Annotated in this window: 23 protein-coding genes and 1 pseudogene; 20 read left to right on the forward strand and 4 right to left on the reverse strand. The window is 40.4% G+C overall.

All coding sequences use genetic code 11. The features are described from left to right. The first annotated feature begins 219 nt into the window (after positions 1-219). Entirely contained in the window at positions 220-1,572 is a 1,353-nt protein-coding gene (locus tag AC4J95_RS10740; protein ID WP_494549880.1) for an MATE family efflux transporter, read from the forward strand. 131 nt (positions 1,573-1,703) lie between these two features. Here the strand turns inward: AC4J95_RS10740 and AC4J95_RS10745 are convergent, their stop codons facing one another. Continuing rightward, entirely contained in the window at positions 1,704-2,075 is a 372-nt protein-coding gene (locus tag AC4J95_RS10745) for a hypothetical protein (RefSeq protein ID WP_494549881.1), read from the reverse strand. Positions 2,076-2,338: 263 nt separating this feature from the next. Beyond that, positions 2,339-2,620, reverse strand: coding sequence for a winged helix-turn-helix transcriptional regulator (locus AC4J95_RS10750; protein WP_494549882.1), 282 nt, complete (start codon positions 2,618-2,620; stop codon positions 2,339-2,341). A 212-nt stretch (positions 2,621-2,832) separates the two neighbouring features. Here AC4J95_RS10750 and AC4J95_RS10755 point away from each other — a divergent pair, with 212 nt between their 5' ends. From AC4J95_RS10755 to AC4J95_RS10765, 3 genes are all read left to right on the forward strand, one after another. Then, a complete protein-coding gene (locus tag AC4J95_RS10755) occupies positions 2,833-3,675 on the forward strand; it encodes an aldo/keto reductase (RefSeq protein ID WP_494549883.1) in 843 nt (280 codons plus the stop codon). A gap of 139 nt (positions 3,676-3,814) precedes the next feature. Beyond that, positions 3,815-4,003, forward strand: a complete 189-nt coding sequence (locus AC4J95_RS10760) for a GNAT family N-acetyltransferase (protein ID WP_494549884.1) — start codon at positions 3,815-3,817, stop codon at positions 4,001-4,003. A gap of 26 nt (positions 4,004-4,029) precedes the next feature. Continuing rightward, positions 4,030-4,728, forward strand: a complete 699-nt coding sequence (locus tag AC4J95_RS10765) for a DUF1963 domain-containing protein (protein ID WP_494549885.1) — start codon at positions 4,030-4,032, stop codon at positions 4,726-4,728. Between the two features lie 292 nt (positions 4,729-5,020). On the opposite strand, the gene AC4J95_RS10770 is transcribed toward AC4J95_RS10765, so the two are convergent. Then, positions 5,021-5,722 (reverse strand): helix-turn-helix domain-containing protein, encoded by a 702-nt coding sequence (locus AC4J95_RS10770; RefSeq protein ID WP_494549886.1) that lies wholly within the window; start codon positions 5,720-5,722, stop codon positions 5,021-5,023. 137 nt (positions 5,723-5,859) lie between these two features. Between AC4J95_RS10770 and AC4J95_RS10775 the strand changes: the two genes are divergently transcribed. From AC4J95_RS10775 to AC4J95_RS10825, 11 genes and pseudogenes are all read left to right on the forward strand, one after another. After that, positions 5,860-7,227 (forward strand): glycoside hydrolase family 1 protein, encoded by a 1,368-nt coding sequence (locus AC4J95_RS10775; RefSeq protein ID WP_494549887.1) that lies wholly within the window; start codon positions 5,860-5,862, stop codon positions 7,225-7,227. Positions 7,228-7,375: 148 nt separating this feature from the next. After that, positions 7,376-8,311 (forward strand): ROK family protein, encoded by a 936-nt coding sequence (locus AC4J95_RS10780; protein ID WP_494549888.1) that lies wholly within the window; start codon positions 7,376-7,378, stop codon positions 8,309-8,311. Positions 8,312-8,320: 9 nt separating this feature from the next. Beyond that, positions 8,321-9,463, forward strand: a complete 1,143-nt coding sequence (locus tag AC4J95_RS10785) for a GDSL-type esterase/lipase family protein (protein WP_494549889.1) — start codon at positions 8,321-8,323, stop codon at positions 9,461-9,463. A 347-nt stretch (positions 9,464-9,810) separates the two neighbouring features. Continuing rightward, complete coding sequence (locus AC4J95_RS10790) at positions 9,811-10,158, forward strand: ArsR/SmtB family transcription factor (RefSeq protein WP_494549890.1); 348 nt, start codon at positions 9,811-9,813, stop codon at positions 10,156-10,158. Continuing rightward, on the forward strand, positions 10,136-10,513 hold the full coding sequence (arsD, locus tag AC4J95_RS10795) for an arsenite efflux transporter metallochaperone ArsD (RefSeq protein ID WP_494549891.1): 378 nt from the start codon (positions 10,136-10,138) through the stop codon (positions 10,511-10,513). The genes AC4J95_RS10790 and arsD overlap by 23 nt, the downstream gene beginning before the upstream one ends. Positions 10,514-10,541: 28 nt before the next feature. Next, positions 10,542-12,266 carry an arsenical pump-driving ATPase gene (gene arsA, locus AC4J95_RS10800; protein WP_494549892.1) on the forward strand — a complete coding sequence of 575 codons (1,725 nt, stop codon included), beginning with the start codon at positions 10,542-10,544 and terminating at the stop codon, positions 12,264-12,266. A 133-nt stretch (positions 12,267-12,399) separates the two neighbouring features. Further along, positions 12,400-12,804, forward strand: a complete 405-nt coding sequence (gene arsC / locus AC4J95_RS10805) for an arsenate reductase (thioredoxin) (RefSeq protein ID WP_494549893.1) — start codon at positions 12,400-12,402, stop codon at positions 12,802-12,804. 146 nt (positions 12,805-12,950) lie between these two features. Beyond that, on the forward strand, positions 12,951-13,244 hold the full coding sequence (locus AC4J95_RS10810) for a flavodoxin domain-containing protein (protein WP_494549894.1): 294 nt from the start codon (positions 12,951-12,953) through the stop codon (positions 13,242-13,244). Between the two features lie 608 nt (positions 13,245-13,852). Further along, positions 13,853-14,596 (forward strand): SDR family oxidoreductase, encoded by a 744-nt coding sequence (locus AC4J95_RS10815; RefSeq protein ID WP_494549895.1) that lies wholly within the window; start codon positions 13,853-13,855, stop codon positions 14,594-14,596. A 561-nt stretch (positions 14,597-15,157) separates the two neighbouring features. Beyond that, a complete protein-coding gene (locus AC4J95_RS10820; protein WP_494549896.1) occupies positions 15,158-15,763 on the forward strand; it encodes a CPBP family intramembrane glutamic endopeptidase in 606 nt (201 codons plus the stop codon). Positions 15,764-15,967: 204 nt separating this feature from the next. Then, positions 15,968-16,638: pseudogene (locus AC4J95_RS10825) on the forward strand (Rgg family transcriptional regulator). Between the two features lie 78 nt (positions 16,639-16,716). Here the strand turns inward: AC4J95_RS10825 and AC4J95_RS10830 are convergent. Continuing rightward, positions 16,717-17,700, reverse strand: coding sequence for a LacI family DNA-binding transcriptional regulator (locus tag AC4J95_RS10830; RefSeq protein WP_494549897.1), 984 nt, complete (start codon positions 17,698-17,700; stop codon positions 16,717-16,719). 219 nt (positions 17,701-17,919) lie between these two features. Here AC4J95_RS10830 and AC4J95_RS10835 point away from each other — a divergent pair, with 219 nt between their 5' ends. From AC4J95_RS10835 to AC4J95_RS10855, 5 genes are read left to right on the forward strand one after another with little or no spacing between them, the layout of a single operon-like run. Next, positions 17,920-19,134 (forward strand): extracellular solute-binding protein, encoded by a 1,215-nt coding sequence (locus AC4J95_RS10835; RefSeq protein WP_494549898.1) that lies wholly within the window; start codon positions 17,920-17,922, stop codon positions 19,132-19,134. A 60-nt stretch (positions 19,135-19,194) separates the two neighbouring features. Next, complete coding sequence (locus AC4J95_RS10840; protein WP_494549899.1) at positions 19,195-20,547, forward strand: carbohydrate ABC transporter permease; 1,353 nt, start codon at positions 19,195-19,197, stop codon at positions 20,545-20,547. Between the two features lie 59 nt (positions 20,548-20,606). Further along, positions 20,607-21,380: a sugar ABC transporter permease gene (locus AC4J95_RS10845; protein ID WP_494549947.1), complete on the forward strand. Its 774-nt coding sequence runs from the start codon at positions 20,607-20,609 to the stop codon at positions 21,378-21,380. A gap of 5 nt (positions 21,381-21,385) precedes the next feature. After that, the gene (gtfA, locus tag AC4J95_RS10850) at positions 21,386-22,828 is read left to right on the forward strand and encodes a sucrose phosphorylase (protein WP_494549900.1); all 1,443 of its coding nucleotides are present in this window, start codon (positions 21,386-21,388) and stop codon (positions 22,826-22,828) included. A gap of 15 nt (positions 22,829-22,843) precedes the next feature. Further along, positions 22,844-24,514, forward strand: coding sequence for a glycoside hydrolase family 13 protein (locus AC4J95_RS10855; protein WP_494549901.1), 1,671 nt, complete (start codon positions 22,844-22,846; stop codon positions 24,512-24,514). The last annotated feature ends 34 nt before the right edge of the window (positions 24,515-24,548 follow it).

Raw genomic sequence — 24,548 nt, forward strand, 5'->3', positions numbered from 1 at the left:
CCAGCAACATTACAAAAAAATTAGACTTGTCATTGACTTTTCATTTTGCGTCTGATAGGTTAATAAAAAAGAATAGATTTTGACTCGATCAATCAGTTGAGTTTAGTTAAGGCGTTTAGAAGTTACCCCTTATGCATGGAGCAAATCCTGCATATGCGTAACCTCTAAGCGCCTCTTTTTAAGGTTAAGACTATGAAAAGTTTTTTAGGAGGTGCCTATATGGGGAAGGATATGACGCAGGGAAATATTGTGAAGGTGTTACTATTGTTTACGATTCCACTGGTACTTAGTGGGTTGTTTCAACAATTATTCAATTGGGTAGATGCCTTTATTGTTGGGAATGTTGAAGGGGAGCTGCCACTTGCATCGATTGGGGCTACCACAGCGGTTTATAATTTATGTATTACCGCCATCATTGGCTTTACCTCTGGCTTGTCTGTTTTGTCTGCTCAACAGCATGGTAGAAGAGAATATTGGAAAATGCGGGAAACATTGTTCTCGTTCATGGTTATCTTAGGAGGAATTTTCCTGTTTGTCGCCTTATTGGGGATCGCTTTTACCACCTCAATTGTGGAAATCTTGAATACGCCTGAGAGATTGACGGCGATAGCCAGTCAGTATCTGAAAATAATGCTTGTTGGGGTGCCTTTTTTGGTAATTTATAATGTTTATACTGGTGTATTAAGAGGGGCCGGGGACAGTAAAGCACCGTTTGTCTCGATCATTATTTCTTCATTGGCTAATGTGGTTTTAGATATCTTTTTTGTGGCGATTCTTCGTCAGGGAGCGGCTGGTGCCGCCGTGGCTACAGTCATTTCGCAAATAGCGATGACTCTTTACATCATTTTGTATACGGAAAAGACGTATCCTTATTTGAAGTATCGCTTAGAGAAGAAAATATTCGTGAGAAGCAATCTGGCAAAAGGGACACAGTTTGGTGTGCCGCCAATGATCCAGGCTAGTATCAGCTCTGTAGGGAATATCGTTCTTCAACGATTTATGAATGGCTTTGGCGAGCAAACCATCGCAGCGATAACGACTGCTTATCGCGTAGATTCGGTGATTTTTTTACCCATCGTAAATTTTGGTTCAGGAGTTGCGACGGTGGTAGCTCAAAATATCGGTGCAGAAAATGAAGCGCGAGCGAAAAAGGCCTTGAAAATCGGTCTAATTATGATTGCGATTATCTCGCTGTGTATCTCGGTTTTTATCTTTTTCTTCGGTGAAAATCTGTTAGCGCTATTTGGGCTCTCATCTGGTTCAGTTGCTATTGGGAAAACATTTTTCCGAACATTGGCTCCGTTTTATCTCATTTATGGCTTTTCAATGGTTATTCGAGGATATGTTGAGGGCTGCGGAGATATGGTTTTTTCAAGTGTCGCAGGGGTCAGTTCCTTAATTTTCAGGATCGTTGCTTCGTATCTTTTCGTTCATGTATTCGCAAGTAGTATTATTGCGATCGCGGAAGGCTTTTCTTGGATCATTTTGCTGGCGATCTACATTATTCGTTACTGGAAAACAGAGTCAAGAAAAAGACGAAAAGTGAAATTGGTGCGGAGGCAAAAAAGTTGAGGCATGATTGTATCTGATAAGTAAATAAAAAGTTGTTTCGGTGTATCAACCTATTTTCAAAGTTATAAACCCGATTATCGCATAGAGATAGTCGGGTTTTTGATAGCGTTGGATTGTTCAAACGAATTTTGTTAAGTCCATCTCGTATCAATAAAGGTTCGGCTAACCAGAAAATCCACTCTCGTTAGATGCAATTCTTCAATGATCAAAGTCTCTAATTCTGAAGTAGAAAGGGTAGTACTGACTCTATAAAGCTTTGTTCCATAATTGGTCCATTCACCTACATAAAGTAATGCTCCAACACCGCGAATATCAGGCTTTCCATAATTAAAAAGAACCATCAAGTCCTCAATATACTTTCCATCATTGGTGAAGGAAATTCGCTCCTCATCATGATCAATCGCTCGTCCGATTTTCTCGTATAAGGCAAGAGGTTCACGCCCCCATATATCCGCTTTGTCTACTTTCTTTTCATTTGTTGCTGGCTTTTTTCTAAAAAACATGGGATCACTCCATTTCAGCTAATACAAAAAAATTATACGAACTCAAACGGCAGGATTCTGTGGCCATAGATAAGATTAATTATACTGGAAAGTCAAATTCGAGTAGGAAATATTTTCATTTTGTAACAATCTATGACGAAAGAAACATCGTTTTTCTTGGTATTTATATCTTGCGAGGGTAATTCTATAATCCATTTCGGTCTGTGAAAATCAAAAAAATGTTCTAGAGAAAAAAATTTTCCAAAGGCGTCTTTATCCAAAAGTTATTCTAAAGCTTCTTGATAGCTTTTTCCCCAATCCTCCATTTGGCGCATGACAGGGACAAATGTCATCCCCAACCTACTCAAGCGGTACTCAACTTTTGGCGGAACAGTATTGTAGACTGTTCGCATGATTAATTGATCCTGAAGAAGCTCCTTTAAATGCTGGGTAAGCATTTTTTGGGTGAGGTTCGGATCATCAAAGGCTGATTTCAATTCATTGAAGCGCATAACTGTGTTTTCAGCTAAGAACCAAATAATAGACAGTTTCCATTTTCCAGCCATAACTCTTTGGGTAGTGACGAGGGGACAGGAATTCTCCCAATCTTCTTTTTTCAGGATCAACACTTCTTTCCATAGGCACTTTTTTGTAAGTATACCACAATAAAGTGCCTTCTTGTTTGAGCGCAGAGTGCTCCGTTATACTTAAAAAACGTAATAACAACGAGAAAGGGTTGAGTAAAATGGAGAAAATAGCTTTAGGAAATTCCATACAGGTGAGTAAAATTGGATTGGGTGCGATAAATTTTGGAACAAAGCTGGCAGAGGATAAGGCACATGTGCTACTTTCAGAATATATGGAACTAGGTGGAAATTTCGTTGATACTGCCAACAATTATGCTGTTTGGAATGGTGGCGATGGTGGGGAAAGCGAGCGTACGATCGGTGCATGGCTTCGCCAAACCAATCGCAGAAAAGATGTCGTTATAGCAACAAAGGTTGGCGCGTTATCAACAGGTAAAGGATTCAGCAAAATGGAAGGATTGAAACGGGAAGTCCTTCTTTCCTCAGTTGAAAGGTCGTTGAAAAATCTCCAAACTGACAGTATTGATCTTCTTTATTTGCATGTCGATGATTTCTCCGTTCCTCAGGAAGAGGTGATGGGAACATTGGCAGAGCTGGTTCAGCAAGGCAGGGTTAAAGAAATCGGCTGCAGTAATTTCTATAGTTGGCGAATCGAACATGCACGCCGAATCTGTCAGGAAAACGACTGGCCGTTTTTCAGTGCTGTCCAGCAAAAACACAGCTTTTTATCACCATCAGCTAGCGCTGATTTGTTTCCGCAAGTGGCAATGAACAAAGATATGGAAAGATATCTTCAAATGTATCCACAATTAAAGCTGGTGGCTTACTCGCCGTTACTTAAGGGCCAATTCAACACGGATGAAATTCTGCAAAAAGAATATGATTCACTAGAGAATCGTGAGCGGCTACAAAAACTAAGAGCAATACAGAAAAATCCAAATAAATGGGTACTGGATCACCTTACTAGTCAATTTGGTGGTAGTGTGGCACTGGTTACGACATCGTCCGTACAGCATTTACGGGAAGTCATGTAATAGGGGGTCCCTAATTTTTTCTATGCTACAATTGAGGGACAAGAATGTAGGAGAAGAAAATGGTTGGGATCATACTAGCAAATCCCGATGATTTTCAGAGTGTTCGGGATGATCTTACAGGCAAAGGCATCAAAAAGAAATGATTCGAAAAGTGATCGAAACAGCACGGGCAATGAACTTGAAAGCAATTCGTCTCGATGTTCTTGCTGGGAATACACCAGCCGAAAGAGTCTATCTTAAAATGGGATTCAAGTATCTTGAGACAATCAAAATGTTCTATGCGGATATTGGCTGGACAGAATTTAAATTATACGAATATGTTGTATAAATTGTTGATTATAGGTGGAGTATAAAATGACTATTGAAGAAATAAAGCAAGCTTTAGGAAAAAAGGCAATTACTTTTTCTGTCGGAGGATTTCAACCGTCGTTTGATTTAAGTGAAAGTTGGATTGGAAAAGTAGATTTATTTAACGAAGACGAGAGCGTTCCTGTAGATGATGAGGGGGCGCAAATGATTCCGTTGATGCAATTGAATTTAGAAAATCTATCATTTGTTCCTGAGTCGCTGAAAGATATAAAGCTTTTAACTATTTTTGTTTCACAAAATTTGCCGTGTGACATCACTCCGAATGGTTCTAATTGGGTAGTGAGAGAATATCGAGATTTGAGCAAGCTTCAGAAAAAAGAGTTTTCTAATCCTTTCGTTCAGTTCAAACCATTCCCTTTGAAACCGACCGTTATTCTTGAAGATTTTCCAATATGGGACGACTCATACAGCTTTCCCCAAAATATTGCGTATGAAATCCTGCGTTTAGAAGATGAGGAAATCATTGAGAATTATTTTGATACGTTTGATATTCAATACGAGCACAAATTAGGCGGTTACCCAACTTATTGTCAGTCGGGCATTTATTTTGGAGAAGGCTTTGAGTTTGTTTTACAAATCATGTCTGACGAAAAAGTTGGGTTTTCGGTGGGCGACGCGGGTATTCTTTTTATGGCTAAGAACAAGGAAACTGGTGAGTGGCGGTTGTATTGGGATTGTTACTGACATAATCATCATTGACAAAAGAGCGGACGACAATGTTTTTAAATCGGCTGCAAAAAGATTGGAAGAGTTAGGTTTTAGATAGAATAAAACGATTTGAGTTAGGATTAAATTTTTTCCTAGCTCTATTTTTGTATGTTTTTGATTTCTCACCTAATACAATACAAAAAAGCCTCCCAAAATCGATCAATTGATGTTGGTTTCCCGACCGCATCACAATCGAATTTAGGAGGGTCCTTTTATACAAAAGGCTAATTAAAGTGTAGCACATCTGAAACGGTGTTGAAAGCGACGATTATGCAATCGGATCACGTTTTCTTGGCGAATGGCCATAAACTTGTCGATAGACTTTCGCGAAATAGGAGGCGTTGCAGTAACCGAGAATCTCAGCTATCTCGACAATCGAATAAAGAGAATCCTGGAGGAGGCGCTGTGCTTCTTCCATTTTTGCAGTGCGGATGTAATCAGTGATCGATGTACCCACCTCTTCTTTAAAGCGATTCGATAGGTAGTTGGGATTCAGATCAATAGCTTGAGCAATCTCCTTCAATGTGAGCTTTTTATAAACATTTTGCTGGATGTAGCGCAAAGCACGCACGATTGGCAACGAATAGGATTCACTACGGCCTTCTGCAACCAAGGAGCTGTAATGAGTGATGATTGTCGGAATAATCTCTACCCAGTCTCGGACATCTTCTGTTTTTTCGATCTCCCGAATGTAGTAATCACTCAAGGCATAGCAGCGAATGTCGTTTGCGCCTAAATCAGCAGCATGCCGACAGATTGCCGCAACGAAACAAATATAATTGTTCTTAGCACTCCGTTTTGGCTGCTCGGCAAGGTCGAAGTGCTCCAGCTTTAATGGAACTTCGGATAGTTCAGTATTCAAATCTAATAAGAGATAGTCATAAAGATTGCGCTCCCATTTCCGCGAATAATGGCTATAGCCAGAAGTCAGCATTTGCCGAACTGTGCGTGAGGCTTGATGAATATTCATAAAATCACCTGTAATTTATGTTCTAAATCTGTAAATTCTATTCTAAGTATAGCTCGATTTGGTATACGATTACAACATGAACATAATTGAACTTCAAAGATCATTGTTTTTTGATTAAGTAAAGAAAGGTGAGAATTATGACAGTATTTAAAGAGGATTTTTTGTGGGGTGGATCGGCATCAAGCATGCAGACGGAAGGCGCTTGGAATGAAGGAGGAAAAGGTGTAACTAATTATGACAGCGGTGATTCCATGATGAGTAATGACGGGGACTGGGCAACTGCTATCGATTTTTATCATCGTTATCCTGAAGACATTAAATTATTGGCGGACATGGGCTTTACTGCTTATCGTACTTCTCTTAGCTGGGCTCGGATCTTACCCGACGGAGAGGGTGAAGTGAATCAAGAGGGCCTGCTTTTTTACGACAGAGTAGTGGATGAGCTGTTGAAAAACGGCATTGAACCAGTGATTTGCTTGAATCATTTTGATATCCCGGTGGCGTTATTGAAAAAATACGGTGGTTGGCATGCGCGAGAAGTTTATGAGGCCTTCAAAAAATATGCACGGATCGTTATCCAGCATTTTGGTCAGCGGGTGAAAACCTATTTCGCCTTTAATGAACAAAATGGAAGCGTTCTTCTATCCGCCTTATCTCCAGATAAGAGCTTGTCACCAGAGGAGCAACTCAGCCATGTGAACCTGACCCATCATCATCAATTCATGGCTTCAGCAGCAGTTTGGCAGTATGTCCATGATTTGGTCCCAACTGGAAAAGTCGGTGGGATGGTGAATTATATGCCGTTTTATCCGAAAACCAGCAAGCCGGAGGATGTATTGGCAGCCCAAGAATTGAATCAAGCTTATAATTTCGATGCGCTGGATATTTTCGCTCATGGGAAATACCCAGAACGCCTCTTGGCTACATGGAAGAAGAGTGGCTTTGTTCCTTCCTCCGAGGATCTGGCGGAGCTTTCCAAAGCGAAAATGGATTTCATTGCCCATAGCTACTATCAATCAGCGGTCGTTCAAGGCGGTGCGGATGTGAAGACGCAGCTGATGGGTCTCATGTCTGGAAAGTCGGACAAAAATCCGTATCTCAAGGTCACCGAATGGGGATGGACAGTGGACCCTGTGGGACTGCGAATCTGTGTTAAGGAAATCTATGATCGCTATCAATTACCCGTCTTTACAGTCGAGTGTGGGATCGGTGTCAACGAAACATTGAATGAAAAAAAGACAGTGGAGGATGATTATCGCATTGATTATTTCCGCGATCATATCCAGCAGCTTAAATTGGCAGTTGAGGAAGACGGTGTGGATCTGATGGGATTCCTGACATGGGGTCCGATTGATATCTTGAGTTCGCAAGGAGATATGAACAAACGCTACGGCTTTGTCTACGTTGATCGCACGAATACTGATCCAAAGGAATTGAAAAGATATAAGAAGAAAAGCTACAGCTGGTTCAAGCAGGTGATTGCGTCTAACGGAGAGAATTTGTAATTTACTGATCTGCATTCGTTCCCCTCTTTTTAAATGACAAAAAATCAGATATGCTGGTATTTAGAGATGTACCGGCATAGTCAAAATTAAAATGATAACGGATTCAATGTCAGTCCGCAGTATTCAATGAAAATAAAGGAGAAGAAAGATGGATAAACTTGTTTTTGACATCGGTGCAACAAATACAAAGTTTGCTTTGATGTCACCAGAGGGCGAGATTTTAACCAGAGAAACAAAACCAACGAATTATCAATCAATAGAAGACTATCTTAAAACGATGGTCAGCATTGTTCAAAATTATCGAGAGAGCGCCGATGGCATCTTGATTAGTACGAATGGGCGAATGAAGCTTGACGGCACGACGTATCGTGCCTATGTGAATCATGTCCTGGAAGGTCTCGATCTAAAGGCAGAAATGGAAAAACGTTGCCAGCTGCCTGTCACGGTAATCAATGACGGATCAGCCGCGGCGATCGGTGAATGGTGGAAGGGTGCAGGAAAAGAAACCGATGATTTACTGGTAATCGTATTAGGCTCTGGCTTAGGAGCAGGCGTAATCATCAACGGAGAGCTTTATGAAGGACCCCATAAAAATGCCGTGGCTCTTTTTAACACGATTACGAATTATGGCAAAAAGGAGTACTCTTTTGCTAGTATGACGACCTCCTTTGTGGCGCAGCTCTATCAGCTAGCGATGGCAAAGGGTGAACCGATGGAGGAGATGAGCGGTGAGCGCTACTTTGAGCTAGTCGGACAAAAAGATCCGATCGCGAACCAGTTGTTCGAGGGCTATTGTCGAGAAATCGCCGTGCTGACCTATAATGCCGCGATGCTGCTGGACATGGATCACATCGTAATTACGGGCGGATTAGCCGACCAGGATCTAGTCATTGAGGGTGTAAATAATAAATTAGCGGAAATCAGTAACAACTATCTAAATGGGCAGCTAGGTCAAATCATTTCCCAGATGCTCATGGATCAAAAAGATGTGACGTTACAGGTGAAAAAGGGCGGATTGACCAGAGAGGCCAATCTCTATGGCGCCTTTTATCATGGATATAAGAAAATGAATGAAAAGGAGTAGACTATACGAATGAGTAAAAATTGGCACACCATTTGGGGATCGACAGCTTCGAATATTACCTTACTTGCTCTTACAGCGGAAAACCACACGCAGCAGCTGTCGGTAAAAAGCAGTATCAATGGTACTGGACTGCGACTCCATTTATGTAATCAATACAATTCGGAAAAAATGATCTTTTCAGAAATCAAAGTCCAAGTAGCAGGCAAAGAACAGACGATGGAAGAAGTAGTAACTTTGAAGGGGCAAGCAGAGATTTGTCTCGAGGCTGGTGAAACTGTCTATTCTGATGAGCTGTCATTATCAGTAAAGGCGGGGGACATTATTCGTGTATCCACCGAGATCGAGCAGGAAATGAAGATCAATGAAGCAGTGATCTGCAGCGATTCTGGCTTGGTAAAAGTAGCGGCTCAAGGGGAGATGCGCTCAGCATTGTCCCCAGGACCGATGCAAATGCCGGAGGAGATGAAGGACTTTAAGTATCTGTACGGGATCAATCGGATAGAAACGAAAGAAGAAGGAATCAAGGAGATTGCTTTCTTTGGAGATTCGATCACACAAATGGGTTTTTGGAGTGAGCCTCTGTCCGTCTTGCTCAATGAAGCGTATCTCGGCAAAATAAGCACCTACAATTGTGGGATTGCTGGTAATCGGGTGCTACATGATTCTCCTCAGGTTGCAGTGGGAATGTTTGGTGAGGCTGCGATCACTCGTTTTGAGAAATCGGTCTTTGGGGAAAGACAGCCAGCCGCTGTGATCCTTCAGATTGGGATCAATGATCTGTGCCATCCTTATGTTTATGATCTGCCTGACCAAATTGTGGATAGTGCGTCCTTGATCGAAGGTCTGACTTCATTGGCGGACACAGCCCATCGTCAACAAGCGAAAATCATTTGTGCGACCTTGCTGCCATACAAAGGCTATGAAACCTGGAACCCAGAAATGGAAGAGGTTCGCCAGCAAGTCAACGATTGGATTCGTAACAATAAAGTTTTTGATGACTATTTTGACTTTGATGAAATCTTAAGAGACGAAGCTGATCATGAAAAAATGCTGGATGGTACACATCGAGGTGATTGGCTACATCCGAACAACAAGGGTGGGATAAAACTCGCCACCAGTCTTGAAATGGAAAAGTTGCTCAAATTGATTTAGCTTTTTGATTTATTCTACTTGAAAAATAAGATAAGAAAAGTGAAGGAATGAGGTGTGCGATAATTTGCTGCACATCTTTTTTGTTTTAAAATTGGCAATTTCTGATTTGAATTTATTCTATCAAAAGTTTTAAGGAGGTAAGCATAGGACGAACATTTTTGTCCTTGAACTTGCGATTATGTAGCGTCTTGGCAAATCCAGTTGAGTCATTTCAACTGGATTTGCCAAGAATTTTACTATTAAAATTGAAGTATATTTTCAAAAAAAAGACAGAAACGATTGACAATACATAGGCGCTCATCTATATTTAAAACATAGATGAACTTCTATGTAAGGAGAGATAGACAATGAATTATGAGGATATGTCCAAAACATTGAAAGCGCTCGCTGATCCGAAACGGCTGAAAATCATCGACCTTTTGTCCTGCGGTAGCTTATGTGCCTGTGATATTTTAGATCATTTTGATTTTACTCAGCCAACCCTTTCTCATCATATGAAGGTCTTGGAAGCAGCAGGCGTCGTGCTGGTTACCAAGAAGGGGACATGGCACCATTATCAGCTGACGGATCAGTTCATCGATCAATTTATGGGTTCAATGATGCAGTTGTTTTCAGATACTGACGATTGCATTTGTAAAACAAATAATTGTAAGTGTAAAGGAAAAAAGAATGATGAAAAAATTGGAACTATTTGAACCAGCGATGTGTTGTTCTACGGGTGTTTGTGGTCCTTCCGTTGATGAGGAGTTGTTAATGGTAACCTCTGTTTTTGAAACGTTCGAAGGCGTTGATTCGATAGAGGCTTCTCGACATAATTTGACCAGCGACCCGGATGCTTTTGTGAACCATCCTACAATTTTGAAGCTGCTTCAGGAAAAGGGAAACGATATTTTACCTGTGACATTGTTAGATGGAAAAGTCGTCAAAGAAGGAGCGTATCCAACTTTGGAGGAGTTTGGTAAATTCGGCGAGGTTCACTTCGTAACACAGGCGGCAAGTAAATCTGGCGGTTGTTGTGGTGGGAAATCCGAGAGTGAAGGCTGCTGCTAATTTTTTGATTGAGCAAGGAGGAGATAGAGTGCTGCAATATATTCCCCAGAAAATGGAATTAACAAAGTATCTATTTTTTACTGGTAAGGGAGGCGTCGGTAAAACTACGGCTGCTTGTGCGACAGCGACCTCTTTAGCACAAGAGGGCAATAAGGTCATGCTAGTCAGCACCGATCCGGCTTCAAATTTACAGGATGTATTTCAAACTACTTTAACCAATAAGCCAACAGAGATCAAGGGGATCGATAGTTTAAAGGTAGCCAATTTTGATCCGATCACGGCTGCGGAGGAGTATAAAGAAAGCATCGTTGGTCCTTATCGCGGGATTCTTCCAGATAGCGCGCTGGTGAACATGGAGGAACAACTATCGGGATCATGTACAGTTGAGATCGCGGCGTTTAATGAGTTTGCCAATTTTCTAACGGATAAAGAAGTGGCGGAACAGTTTGATTATGTGATCTTTGATACTGCGCCAACTGGTCATACCTTAAGAATGCTGCAATTACCTTCTGCCTGGAATAATTTTCTCGATGAAAATACGACAGGAGTATCCTGCTTAGGGCAGCTGTCTGGACTGGGCGACAAAAAGGATATGTATGAAAAAGCAGTGGAAACCTTGACGGATGCTAGTCAAACGGCCTTGATCCTAGTCACTCGCCCGCAAAAAGCACCATTGATCGAAGCAGAGCGCGCGTCAGAGGAGCTGTTGAAATTAGGTATCGCAAATCAAAAATTAGTCGTGAATGGGTTGCTGGAATCCTATGATGATGCTATCTCTCAGGAGATTCATTCAGAGCAACAGAGTGATTTGAGCACTATGCCAGAATCTTTGACGAAATTTGAAACCTATTTTATCCCGCTGCGACCTTACAATGTTACTGGTGTTGATAAACTACAAATTTTGCTGAATGATCAGCAACCTGCCATCGTAGAACAGGAACAAGAATATGCCGAGTTTCCTAAGTTGGATGCGATCGTAAACGAGTTTATTCGCACAAACAAAAAAATTATTTTTACCATGGGCAAAGGCGGCGTTGGAAAGACAACGGTTGCGATCAAAATCGCTGAAAAGCTCGCTCAATCAGGCAAAAAGGTTCATTTGGCGACTACGGACCCGGCTGATCATTTAAACCTATTTCTATCGAATGATTTACCGATCTCAATCAGCCATATCGACGAAGAAAAAGAACTAGAAGCCTACAAAGAAGAAGTTCTTTCAAAAGCTCGGGAAACGATGGAGGCTGATGATGTTGCTTACGTCGAAGAAGACCTCCGATCACCCTGCACGCAAGAAATCGCTGTTTTTCGTGCCTTTGCAGAAATTGTCGATAAGTCGGAAAATGAAATCGTGGTTATCGATACCGCACCAACCGGTCACACATTATTACTGCTAGACTCTACTCAAAGCTATGCCAGAGAAGTTGAAAGAAGCTCGGGAGAAGTCCCTGTTTCTATTCAAAAATTATTGCCTCGACTTCAAAATGAGGATGAAACGGAAGTCTTAATGGTCACACTTCCTGAAACAACGCCTGTCTATGAATCGATGCGCTTGGATGAAGACTTAGATCGCGCGAAGATTGCCCATACTTGGTGGTTAGTCAATCAAAGCATGCTTGCGACAAATACTCAGAATGATATTTTGAAAGCTCGTTCCTTCAATGAATTAGAATGGATCGAAAAGGTAGCTGAACTTTCAAACGGGAAATTCGCTGTTGAAGAATGGCGGCCGAACTTTAGCCCATTAGGGGTTTAATTTTTTTAGTCCATACATAGACGATTGTCTATGTATGGGTTTTTATGTACGTTAGTTTGATTATTAGTGTTTCAACAAAAACTCTTGTATAGTAAAAAATAACCCGAATTATCCAACTTGGAGGCATAATACAATGAAAAAAATTTACTTCTTATGCACTGGCAACTCTTGCAGAAGCCAGATGGCAGAAGGCTTTGCCCATAAATATTTACCTCAATCAGAATATGAGGTTAGAAGTGCCGGTATTGAAACACACGGTTTAAATCCCCGCGCGGTTCGTGTGATGTCAGAGGTTCATATCGATATTTCTATGCAAACCTCAGATTTGATTGACCTGGATTATTTTAATCATGCAGATCTGATCATCACACTTTGCGGTGATGCCAAGGATAAATGTCCAACCATTCCAAAAGGAGTCCAGCACGTGCATTGGGATCTAAAGGATCCAGCTCAGGCAAGTGGGACAGAGGAGGAGATCATGACCGCGTTTAGGGAGACGAGAGACAGGATTAAGCAGAAGGTAGTCGCTTTGAAGTAAGTTTTGTTTTTAGAGGACAATAGTTATTGAGTTCATTATATAAAAATGGAGCAGGATTGGATTAACTTTTATCCAATCCTGATTTTTCAAATTTGAACGTTACACAATTAAATAAACTTAACAATACCAAGTGAGGTGGATTAGTTTTGAAGAATACGGTTATTTTATATCAATCAAAATATGGTGCAACGAAGAAATATGCTGAGTGGTTGGCTAGTCGCTTGGGTTGCGAGATTCTTGAAACGAAGTCCGCCAAATTTACAGATATTGAAAAATATGATGTGGTCATTTTGGGTGGAGGGATTTATGTGAGTGGAATAGTGGGATTGTCCTTTATAAAGAAGAATTTTCAGAAGCTTAAAGAAATTGTTTTTACTGCCGGGAAGCGTGGAATGAGAGTATTATGTCTACCAAAGACAAGATGCTATGCACCCTTTTAAAAAAAGAAATAGATCCAGCAACTTATCAACTATGGGAGAAAGCTCTTATGGATGCGATAGGCTCAACTGCTGATTGGACAGATATAAAATTTCTAGACCCTATCATTGAGTTTGTTTATACAGAATAATGCCTGATCATCTTGATTGATGATTGGGTTATTTTTTGTGAAATATTCGAAGTTTGGAGTTGAAAAGGAACTAGCAAAAAAATTCTGGCAAAAGAAAAATATACTTAAACTGAAATTCAAAGCCACTGGAATGACGAGAATTAGTCCATCTCAGTGGCTTTTTGGTACTCATTATTTTCTCTCAAGCAAAACCCGCCTAACTTTTTGACGTCTTCCTTTACATTTACATTAAGATCACCAACAAAAAGAAGATCCAGTATTAATGAATAGATAAAAATTCTTTATACTTAAACCCACTAGAACAATGTATCATTTAATTTATATTCTTGATAAATTGAATGCAACGAATAGTGGACACTATTGAACAGATATCCAAAGTTTATTAAAAGTTTATTAAAAGTTTATTATTGGTAGAGAATTTTCGATGCCTATTGATTTTGAAATGGCGCTAAAAAAAATCATTAGAAAAGAGGTAAAAGGATGATTAAAGATAAAGTTGTTGTTATTACTGGTGCTTCTAGTGGCTTTGGTAAAAATACTGCTTTATTATTGGCAGAAAAAGGTGCAAAAGTAGTTTTGGGCGCACGCCGTGAAAGTAGACTGCAAAAAGTCACCTCAGAAATTAACGCTAATGGTGGCGACTCTACTTATTTAGTAACAGACGTCAAGGATCATAAACAAGTAACTGCCTTGGCAGATAAAGCGATAGCGACATATGGACGAATTGATGTGTGGATAAATAATGCGGGAGTAATGACGCAAGGGTTATTTATAGAGAATCAATTAGAAGACTGGGAGAATGCAATTGATATAAATATCAAAGGAGTTCTCAATGGAATCTCTGCTAGTTTGCCATATATGCAAAAACAAAAGTGTGGTCAAATTATTAACTTATCTTCTGTTGCAGGCGTAATGGCTCATGCTGGAACAGGCGTATATTCAGCAACCAAATGGGCCGTTCGTGCTATTTCTGAATCCTTACGTGAAGAAATGGCAGACACGGATGGGAATCTGCGTGTAACGATCATATCACCAGGATCTTTCAAAACTGAGCTGATGAATTCAATGAACAATGATAACTTTAAATCGGGCGTTGAAGATTTTTACAATAAATTTGCTATCACACCTGAGCGAGTGGCTCAGACTATTGCAGAATCAATTGATCTGCCTGATGATACTTCTTGGAATGAAGTTATTATTCGCCCAACCAAACAAGTTCTGTAAACAAGAATGACAACCGTAATTTAGGTGCATTTCAAAAAAAGCAACTCGTAAAGAATTTAGAACTGTTCTCAAATATGTCGCTAATGGAGCTAATAGGAAACAACGCGAATTAGTTAGACTTGATAGTGATTCAGAGAAAAATGTTAGCAAAGAATAAATAAATTTATGAAATTGAATGTTGAAACATCAAACGGGATAAACAATTAGACTTTAATGTAGTCTACTCGAATGATTCCTTCAAGAAAAATCCCTGAACCACTGTTCACCGTCTAGTTGAAGACTTACTGAAAGTTGAAGTGGAACGAGCATAAATTCTGGCAAAAGGGAACTATACTTAAATTGAAAATCAAAGTCACTGAAATGACTAGAATTAGCCTATTTCAGTGGCTTTTTGGTGCCTATTTTTTCGTTCAAGCACGATCACCAAACTTTTTGAGCTTTTCCTTTATACTAAGAGCACCAACAAAAAGAAGGTCCAGTATTTCGGACTTTTTGGAACATACTTGAATATCTTTGCTATTATTTCTGAGCATCAAGAGTAAAAAATAAGGGGGAGTAAATATGGACATTCAAAAAAGATCTAATCTAACCATTGGACTGACAATTCTTGTAGCACTTCTATTTTTATCGCCTGTCGTAAAAGTTGTTCAGCCAGTTGGGTTCTTATTTAATGTTGTTTTCGCTGGACTTGTGGGTTTCTTTCTTTTGAAGGAACCGTTCGTAGAGCAATTCAAACATTTTCAGTTTAAGGTACTCTTATACGGGATACCGTTGTCATTTTTGGTTGGTATTCTATCCGGGATGTTGTATCAAGCAATCGCAGGGAAACCAACGACCAATAATATCGAAGCAACGATCTCTATTGCGATGATCGTTACTCAAATTCCGTTTATGTTGATGGGAGAAGAGCTGCTTTCGACAAACCTATTGATCGCGCTGGAGAATAAAGGGATATCGTTTAAATTCGCTTCACTAGTCGTGGCTGTCCTTTTTGCTTTCTGGCATATTCCGGCCTATGGGTTTCATCCGCTGCAATTGTTAATGACGTTATTTCCCATTCGGCTAGTACTTAACTTTTTATGGAAACGATCAAACTCCATTTGGGTCTCTTGGATTTGCCACCTGCTCTTTGACTTATTAAGTCTAGTACCTATGGCTTTAAGATAATCGCGGGCAAAGGACGGTCAATCAATGAAATATGGAGAGAAAATCAGAGAAATACGCATCAGCAAAGGATTGAGCCAAAAAGAAGTCTATTGGGGGATTCTTTCAAAATCGTATGCGATTGAATTTGAAAAGGGCAAGCATAATATCCCGGCGGTTTTATTGATCGCGATCCTAGAACAGCTGTTTATGGATATTGACGAGTTTATGTATATCTATGAGGCGTATCATTTGAATGAACGATCAGAATACATTGAACGCTATTCAAAATATAGTAATAGTCATGATCTGCCAGGACTCTATGAACTTTTGCATGAGTTGGAACAAAAGGATAGCTATGGGAACACGTTGAGAAAAGCTGAAGTTCGTTCAAGGATCAAGATTATTTCTCATATAAATGAAACAGGAATCTATGATGCGGCTGTCGTTGATCAGGAAGACAGAGGAATCATCATTCGACATTTATCGAATTTGGAGACTTGGACACTGCAAGAAATACAAGTATATACAAATACATTGGAACTCATTGATTTTGAAACGCAGCTGATTTTTTTAAACGAATCTCCAAAACCTTTTTACTTTACGAAGATTTCGAACCTGCACGAGAAATCTTTTGTTCTCTGCTAGTAAATCTGATTCGCGAAACATTGCTGAATAACTTGCTCGATTTTGCGGAGGTGTTGATTTTACAGCTTTTGAACCTTAGTACAGATTATCGGCAGTTTTTCCATCGCGTCTGCGGCAAGTTCTATCAGCTGGTGTTAATGGATAGAAGGGGAAATGAAGACAAGAGAGAGGAAGCACAGAAGCTGCTGGAGTTTTTAGAGGCTTTGGATCATCGCTTCCTAGTTAAAGAGCTGGAAATTCTTTTGAAATAAACATACCAAAAATCGCTGATCGAGCCTGAATGATGCAGGTTCTATCAGCGAGTTATTTTTGCAAAAGAAATAATTCTTTTAAACAGATTCTCTGATAATCAATTCGGTCTGAAGATCCTCTATTGGATCAGTAAGCTCCTTATCTTCGATTTTTGAAATCAGCATTTGCGTCGCGTATTCTCCCATCTTATGAATGGGTTGCTGGATTGTCGTAATTTGCGGATAGGTGATTGAGGCAATCGGTTGATCATCAAAGCCTAAAACAGCCAAATCCTCTGGAACTTTTATCTCAAATTTTCTTGCTTCACTGATAATCCCCGCAGCGACTTCATCCCCGTTTGAGAACACAGCGGTTGGCTGGTCCGACAATTGAGAAAAGCGATCAATAAAAGTTCTTCCGCCATCAATTCCTAAAATGTCGTCAAAAAACCATTCCTCTTTAAATTCCAGTCCATGAGCAGTTAAAGCTTCTATGAATCCCTTGAAGCGGTGGTCATGAGGATTCATAACATTCCCTGTACAAAAAGCGATCTTTGTATGTCCCTTTTTAATCAAATACTCTGTTCCCATAAAGCTCGCTTTTTCTTCATTGATTTGAATGACAGGTAATTTTTCATCCCCAATATAGCGATTACATAAAACAACTTGACCATTATCAATCAAATCAGTCACTTCCTCGGTGGCAGTTTCTAAATTGGTGATAATGATGCCATCTAATTGTTTTTTCTTGATCATCGCGAGATAAAACTTTTCTAATTGTTGATTGCCCCTTGTTTGCATGACCACGAGGTGATAGCCGAGATCTAAAGCAGTCGTCTCAATCGCATCTACGAGATAGGCGAAGAAGGGGTTGGTGATATAGGAAATGATGACGCCGATCATTTTTGAGCCTTTTCCTCTTAATTGCTGCGCGACATTATTCGGATAATAGTTCAGATCTTCCATCGCTTTAAAAATTTTATTTTTTGTTTTGGTAGATACGTAGGGATGATCATTCAATGCCCGCGAAACGGTCGTCACCGAAACCCGCGCTTTCTTTGCTACATCTTCTATACTAGTCATAAATTTTCTCCTTGTTATAAAATAAATCCTATTTCTATTATAGACTAAAAAGTTGATATAGCAACAAAAATGGATATGAAATCGTTACACATATTTTTTATGAAAACGATTGACATATGAAAACGATTGACATATAATCGGTTCAGATAAAGAAAGCGGATACTTTTCGTATCAAATCCTGCTTAAGGAACCAAATATTTTAAATGAGGAGACGTTTTTATGAAGAAAAAAGTATTGTGGTTGGTTTCATTGCTATGTGTTTCGGGAATGTTAGGGGCTTGTGGAGGTTCGAGTGAGAAGGAGGCTTCTAGTAAAGACAATAAGGAACCTTTGAAGATGTGGGTTGGTCTGAATCAGGCAGATACCTACCGTAAATTAGCCAAAGAATTTGAAAAGAAAAATGATGTAAAAGTAGAAGTGATCGAAATTGAAGAAGCAGATGACGGCTTATTAAAGGATGGCGAGGCTGCAGCAGATGTGATTCGTTTACCTCATGACCAGCTTGGTCAACTAGTCGAGGCTGGAGCTGTGTATGAAAATGAAAAATATGCGGATGAAATCAAAGAAACGGATATTCCGATGGCAATCGAGGCGGCAAGCTATGAAGATAAGATGTATGGCTTTCCGGCCAGTGCAGACGCAATGTTCTTATATTATGACAAGCGTGTGTATAACGAAGGCGATTTGGAAACATTAGACAGCTTGACGAAAAAAGGAAAAGTCGGGCTGAATATTGCTGAAGCTGGTGCGGATTATCGCTTGACTCCTTGGTTTATCGCGAATGGCGCTTCCCTTTACGGAGAAAAAGGCGATGATGCTGATGGCTCGACTTTGAACAATGAGCAAGGTCTAAATGTGCTGAAATGGATTGGAAAAGCGAAGGAAAACGAGAATATCGTTGCAGTAAATTCCGATGAGATCAGTGCGTTACAAGAAGGAAAAATCTCTGCTTTGTTCAGCGGTGTATGGAACGCTCAAAACGTCAAGGATATTTTGGGTGAGAATATGGGTACCGCAGTATACCCTAAAACTGATTTTGGCGATGGTCAAGTGAATTTAAAGGCATTTAGCGGTGTGCCGATCTTCGTTGTTAATGCGGCTACGAAAAATCCTGGCAAGGCAATGGATCTTGCACGATTTGTGACGAATGAGGAAGCACAATTAGAAGTATTTAAGGGGATAAACACCGTTCCTAGTAACAAAACAGCGCGGGAAAGCGACGAGATTCAAAGCGATCAAATTGCGAAAACAGTGTCTGTTGCAACAACCGATGAACATTCTGTCTTGATGCCTAAATTACCAGAAATGAAAAATTTCTGGCCAAATATGAATGCGCTATTAGTAGATACCTATGATGGCAAAGTACCAGAAGCTGATATGCAGAAAAAGCTGGATAAGCTTGTTAATGATATTTCTAAACCAGTAAAAGAATAATTATCTAAATTGAAGGAAGGCAACAGGTTGCCTTCCTTCAATACAAATGAGGTGAATAATATGGCATCAGATTTTCCGATGACGAAAAAAATCGGTATGATTTTTAAAGAAGGAAGCTCGCTGACGAAAGTGTCTTTCTTCATCATGGGTACACGAAACATAGCTAGCAGACAGCTGGTAAAGGGAGCATTATTTTTAATTTCAGAAATAGCATTTATCTTGTTTATGGTAACAAAAGGAGTAAGCGCACTTCGAGGGTTGATTACTTTAGGAACGAATACGCAAGGCTGGCAGTTTGATGAAAGCTTAGGCTTTAAGGTTCGTGTTGCAGGCGATAATTCGATGCTGCTGCTAATCTTTGGTATTTGTACAATTTTGCTTTGCTTAGGAATGTTCCTAGTATGGCGAGTGAATGTGAAAAGCGCGGGGAAAATCGATTGGCTGAATCACGAAAAGAAGCATATTCCTTCTTTTGTCGAAGAAGTCCATGATCTTTTAGACGGTAGATTCCATTTGACCTTATTAGCTATTCCGACAGCTAGTATTATCCTTTTTACGGTTTTACCATTGATTTATATGATTTCAATCGCTTTTACCAGCTATGATCATAATCATTTGCCGCCGAAAAATCTATTCGATTGGGTCGGCTTATCAAATTTTGGCAATGTATTGAGTGGAAATATCTCCGGAACGTTCTTTCCATTATTAGGCTGGACATTGATCTGGGCAACTCTAGCTACCTTTACCTGTTTTTTCTTCGGTGTCGTTTTAGCTGTTTTGCTTAATGCAAAAGGCGTGGTTGGAAAAAAGGTCTTGCGCACGCTTTTTGTGATTACGATGGCGATCCCGCCGTTTGTTTCATTATTAGTGATGAGAAATCTGTTGCATGCTTCTGGTCCAGTCAATACGCTTTTGCTTAATGCTCGCTTGATCACGAGTCCTGTTCCTTTCTTGACGAATGGCTTATGGGCCAAAATGTCGATTATTTTTGTCAATATGTGGATCGGTATCCCGGCATCTATGCTGATTACGACTGGGGTAATTATTAATTTGCCGGAAGAACAGCTGGAGGCGGCGCGAATTGATGGCGCAAATTCATTCCAAATCTTCCGCAATATTACCTTTCCCCAGATATTAACAGTGATGGCTCCTACCTTGATCCAGCAATTTGTCGGGAATATCAATAATTTCAACGTGATTTACTTATTGACCGGCGGATTACCTTCCAACAGTGATTATTACGGCGCAGGTGAAACGGATCTGCTAGTTACTTGGCTGTATAAGCTGACGGTCGATAACGCTGACTATAACTTGGCATCTGTTATCGGAATTATTACCTTCGTTCTGAGTGCTGGGCTGTCATTGATTGTCTATACCAGAACTAGTTCATACAAAGAAGGGCGGAATGCTTAGTGAAAAAGAAAATAAATCTTCCGATCAATATCGTTTTGCTAGTATTAGTCATCGTATGGATGTTTCCGATTTTTTGGCTGATATTGACAGCTTTTCGTGGAGAGCCAGGGCAGTTTGTCTCTTACATTTTTCCAAAAGAGTACACACTGGAGAATTTTAAGTATTTATTCAGAAACAATCCTGATTTTCCTTTTTTGAAATGGGTGCAGAACACATTAATTGTTTCAGTTGCTTCTTGCATACTAAGTACCTTTATCACGGTTTCCATGGCTTATGTCATGAGTCGATTGCGATTCAAGTTCAAGAATAATTACTTAAAAATCGCTTTGGTCTTGAATATGTTTCCGGCATTTATGAGTATGATCGCCGTTTACTATATTTTGAAAGCCATCAACATGACCCAAACCTTGACTGGACTTGTTTTGATTTATTCTTCGACAGCAGCATTGACCTTATATATCGCTAAAGGCTTCTTCGATACTATTCCGCTTTCGTTAGATGAATCAGCCATGATCGATGGGGCGACGAAGGCTCAGATCTTTACGAAGATTACCTTGCCGATGTCGAAGCCGATCATCGTATACACCTCGTTGATGGCGTTCATGACACCTTGGATGGATTTTATCTTTGCCAGAGTTATTATGGGGGATCGCGTGGACAAATATACGGTCGCGATTGGTCTGTTCTCGATGATCAATAAGGAGACCGCACAGCAGCTGTACACGAAATTTGCGGCAGGCTCGCTGGTCATCGCTGTTCCCATCACCATCTTGTTTATCTATTTACAAAAATATTATGTCGAAGGGATAACCGGCGGCTCAGTTAAAGGATAGTGACTATGACAATTAAGAATCAATCAATGCTTATTACTTATGCGGATTCTTTAGGTAAGAATCTAAAAGAACTGAATGAAGTGTTAGAGACGCATCTGAAAGGCGTTATCGGTGGACTGCATATTCTGCCTTTTTATCCATCTAGTGGTGATCGCGGATTTGCACCTATGAACTATCAAAAGGTTGATCCGGCGTTTGGTACTTGGGAGGATATCCGAGCACTGTCAGAGAACTATTATTTCATGACCGATTTTATGATCAATCATCTTTCCCAAGCTTCGGATGAATTTCAAGACTTCTTGTTGAAACACGAGGACTCTCAATGGAAGGATTTGTTCATTCGTTATAAGGAATTCTGGCCTAAGGGTGAGCCGACAGAAGCGGAAGTGGATTTGATATACAAACGAAAACCGCGTGCGCCGTATTTCAAAGCAAAATTTTCAGACGGTTCTACTGAAAAAGTCTGGTGTACCTTTGATGAGCAGCAGATCGATTTAGATGTGACGACAGAAACTACGAAACAATTTGTCAAAGAAAACTTGAGTTTCTTGGTCGAACAGGGCGCGGACATCATCCGCTTGGATGCCTTTGCCTATGCCAATAAGAAGCTTGGGACGAATTGTTTCTTTGTGGAACCAGAGATTTGGGAGACGCTGGAGGAATCGGCGGAAATCGTCCGCAGCAAAGGGGCAGAGGTCTTGCCCGAGATTCATGAGCATTATTCGATCCAAGAAAAAATCGCCGATCACGGCTACTATGTGTATGATTTCGCTTTGCCGATGCTGGTTCTTTATAGCTTATATTCAGGCAAAGCTGATCGCTTGGTTCATTGGCTGGAGATTTGTCCAAGGAATCAATTCACGACACTTGATACCCATGATGGGATCGGTGTTGTAGATGTGAAGGATTTAATGACGGATGAAGAAATCGAGTTTACGCGGGAAAAATTGTATGAACAAGGTGCCAATACGAAGAAGATCTATTCTTCAGAAGCCTACAACAATTTAGATATTTATCAAATCAATTCAACCTACTATTCTGCGTTAGGTGATGATGACGATGCCTACTTGTTAGCGCGAGTATTGCAATGTTTCGCGCCGGGTATTCCGCAAATCTACTACGTTGGATTGCTGGCCGGAAAGAATGATATCGAACTATTGGAGCAGACAAAAGAAGGTCGGAACATTAATCGACACTATTATGATATGGATGAGATTAAAGAAGAGCTTCAACGTCCTGTTGTACAAAAGCTGTTCAATTTATTGAAGTTTCGCAATACTTGTGACGCCTTTAACGGGGAATTTCAGATTGAGAAATTAGACGATCATACGTTGAAAATTATTTGGGATGCCGGACCAAGCAAAGCTATATTAATGGTAAATCTAGCCAAAAAAGAGTTTTCGATAATAGAAGAAATAGATGGATCAGAAGAAACGATCCAATTTTAGTTAGGAGAAGAACAAGTGAAAAATGAGTGGTGGAAAGAATCTGTCGTATATCAAATCTATCCAAAAAGCTTTCAGGACAGTAATGGCGATGGAATTGGTGATTTAAAAGGGATTCAAGAGCGATTGCCTTATTTGAAGGAATTAGGAGTTGATGTCATTTGGCTTTCGCCGATCTATCGTTCGCCGATGATTGATGGTGGGTACGACATTTCGGACTATCAAGCGATCGATCCGATGTTTGGCACGATGGAGGATATGGATGATTTGATCCAAGAAGCGGCGAAATATGAAATCAAAATCTTGATGGATTTCGTTGCCAATCACACTTCTGATCAGCATCAGTGGTTCCAAGAGGCCTTGAAGAATCCTCAGAGCAAGTATCGTGATTATTATATTTTTAAAGAAGGACTTGAAGGAAAGGCACCGAATAACTGGCGCAGCTACTTTGGTGATTCGGCCTGGACAGCAGTGCCAAATGAAGAAAACATGTTTTACCTGCATGCTTTTGCTCCAGAGCAGCCAGACTTGAACTGGGAGAATCCGACAGTACGGGAAGAAATGATTTCCATGCTGAATTGGTGGCTGGATAAAGGTTTAGGCGGCTTCCGGATCGATGCCATTTTGAATTTGAAGAAAAGCTTTGAATATGGCCAGTTTGAACCAGATGGTGAAGATGGATTGGCTTGGATCGGGCGTTGGATCTTGGATCAGCCGGGAATAGAGCTTTGGCTAAAGGAGCTGGATGATAAAGCCTTCAGAAAGCATAATTGTTTGACGGTAGCGGAAGCGGATGTATCGATGGAGAGGCTAGAGGAATACATTGGCAGAGATGGTGTCTTTCGAATGGTTTTTGATTTTACTTATACGGATATCGATGTACCCCAAACCGGTGAATGGTTCAAGCAGTCAGGCTGGACGGTAAAGGATTTAAAAGAAGCAATTTTTACCGATGAGCTGGAAACGCAAGAAATCGGCTGGGGAGCAAAATACCTGGAAAATCACGATCAGCCCCGCAGTATCAATAAATATATTCCGAAAGAGGATATTTCAGATCGCAGTAAAAAAATGTTGGCGACCTTGTTCATGATGCTTCATGGCACACCGTTTATTTATCAAGGCCAAGAATTAGGAATGGAAAATACCTTGATGGATTCGATGGCTGATTACGATGATATTGCGACACACGATCAGTACCAACGATCGCTACTGTCAGGAATGAGCGAGACTGAAGCCTTTAATCATATGTTCCGACGAAGCAGGGACAACTCTAGAACACCGATGCAATGGTCAGACGAGAAGAATGCTGGTTTTTCTGAGGCGGAAAGGACTTGGATGAAGGTCAATCCCAATCATCTGACGCTTAACGCAAAAGAAGAAGGACAAAACCCTGATTCCGTGTTGAATTATTATCGACAACTGATCGATCTACGTAGAAATAGTGCGTATAAAGAAGTTGTTGTCTATGGTGAGTTTCAACCAATCGAATCAGAAGAAACCCTGATTGCCTACAAACGTGTACTCGACACGAAGGAATTGCTTGTTTTGAACAATTTTTCCAATAAAGAAACGACCTTCGAGTTGACGAATGAGGCTGAAAAGATCTTGCTAGCAAATTGTGATGTACCAGTGATTGATGGAGCAATCAAACTGGCTCCTTATGCCAGCGTTGTGTTGGCAACTGATTGAACTAGATAACTGAGAATAAGTAAAAAAGTGAGGA

The organism is Enterococcus sp. GPZ-007, from assembly GCF_059374735.1.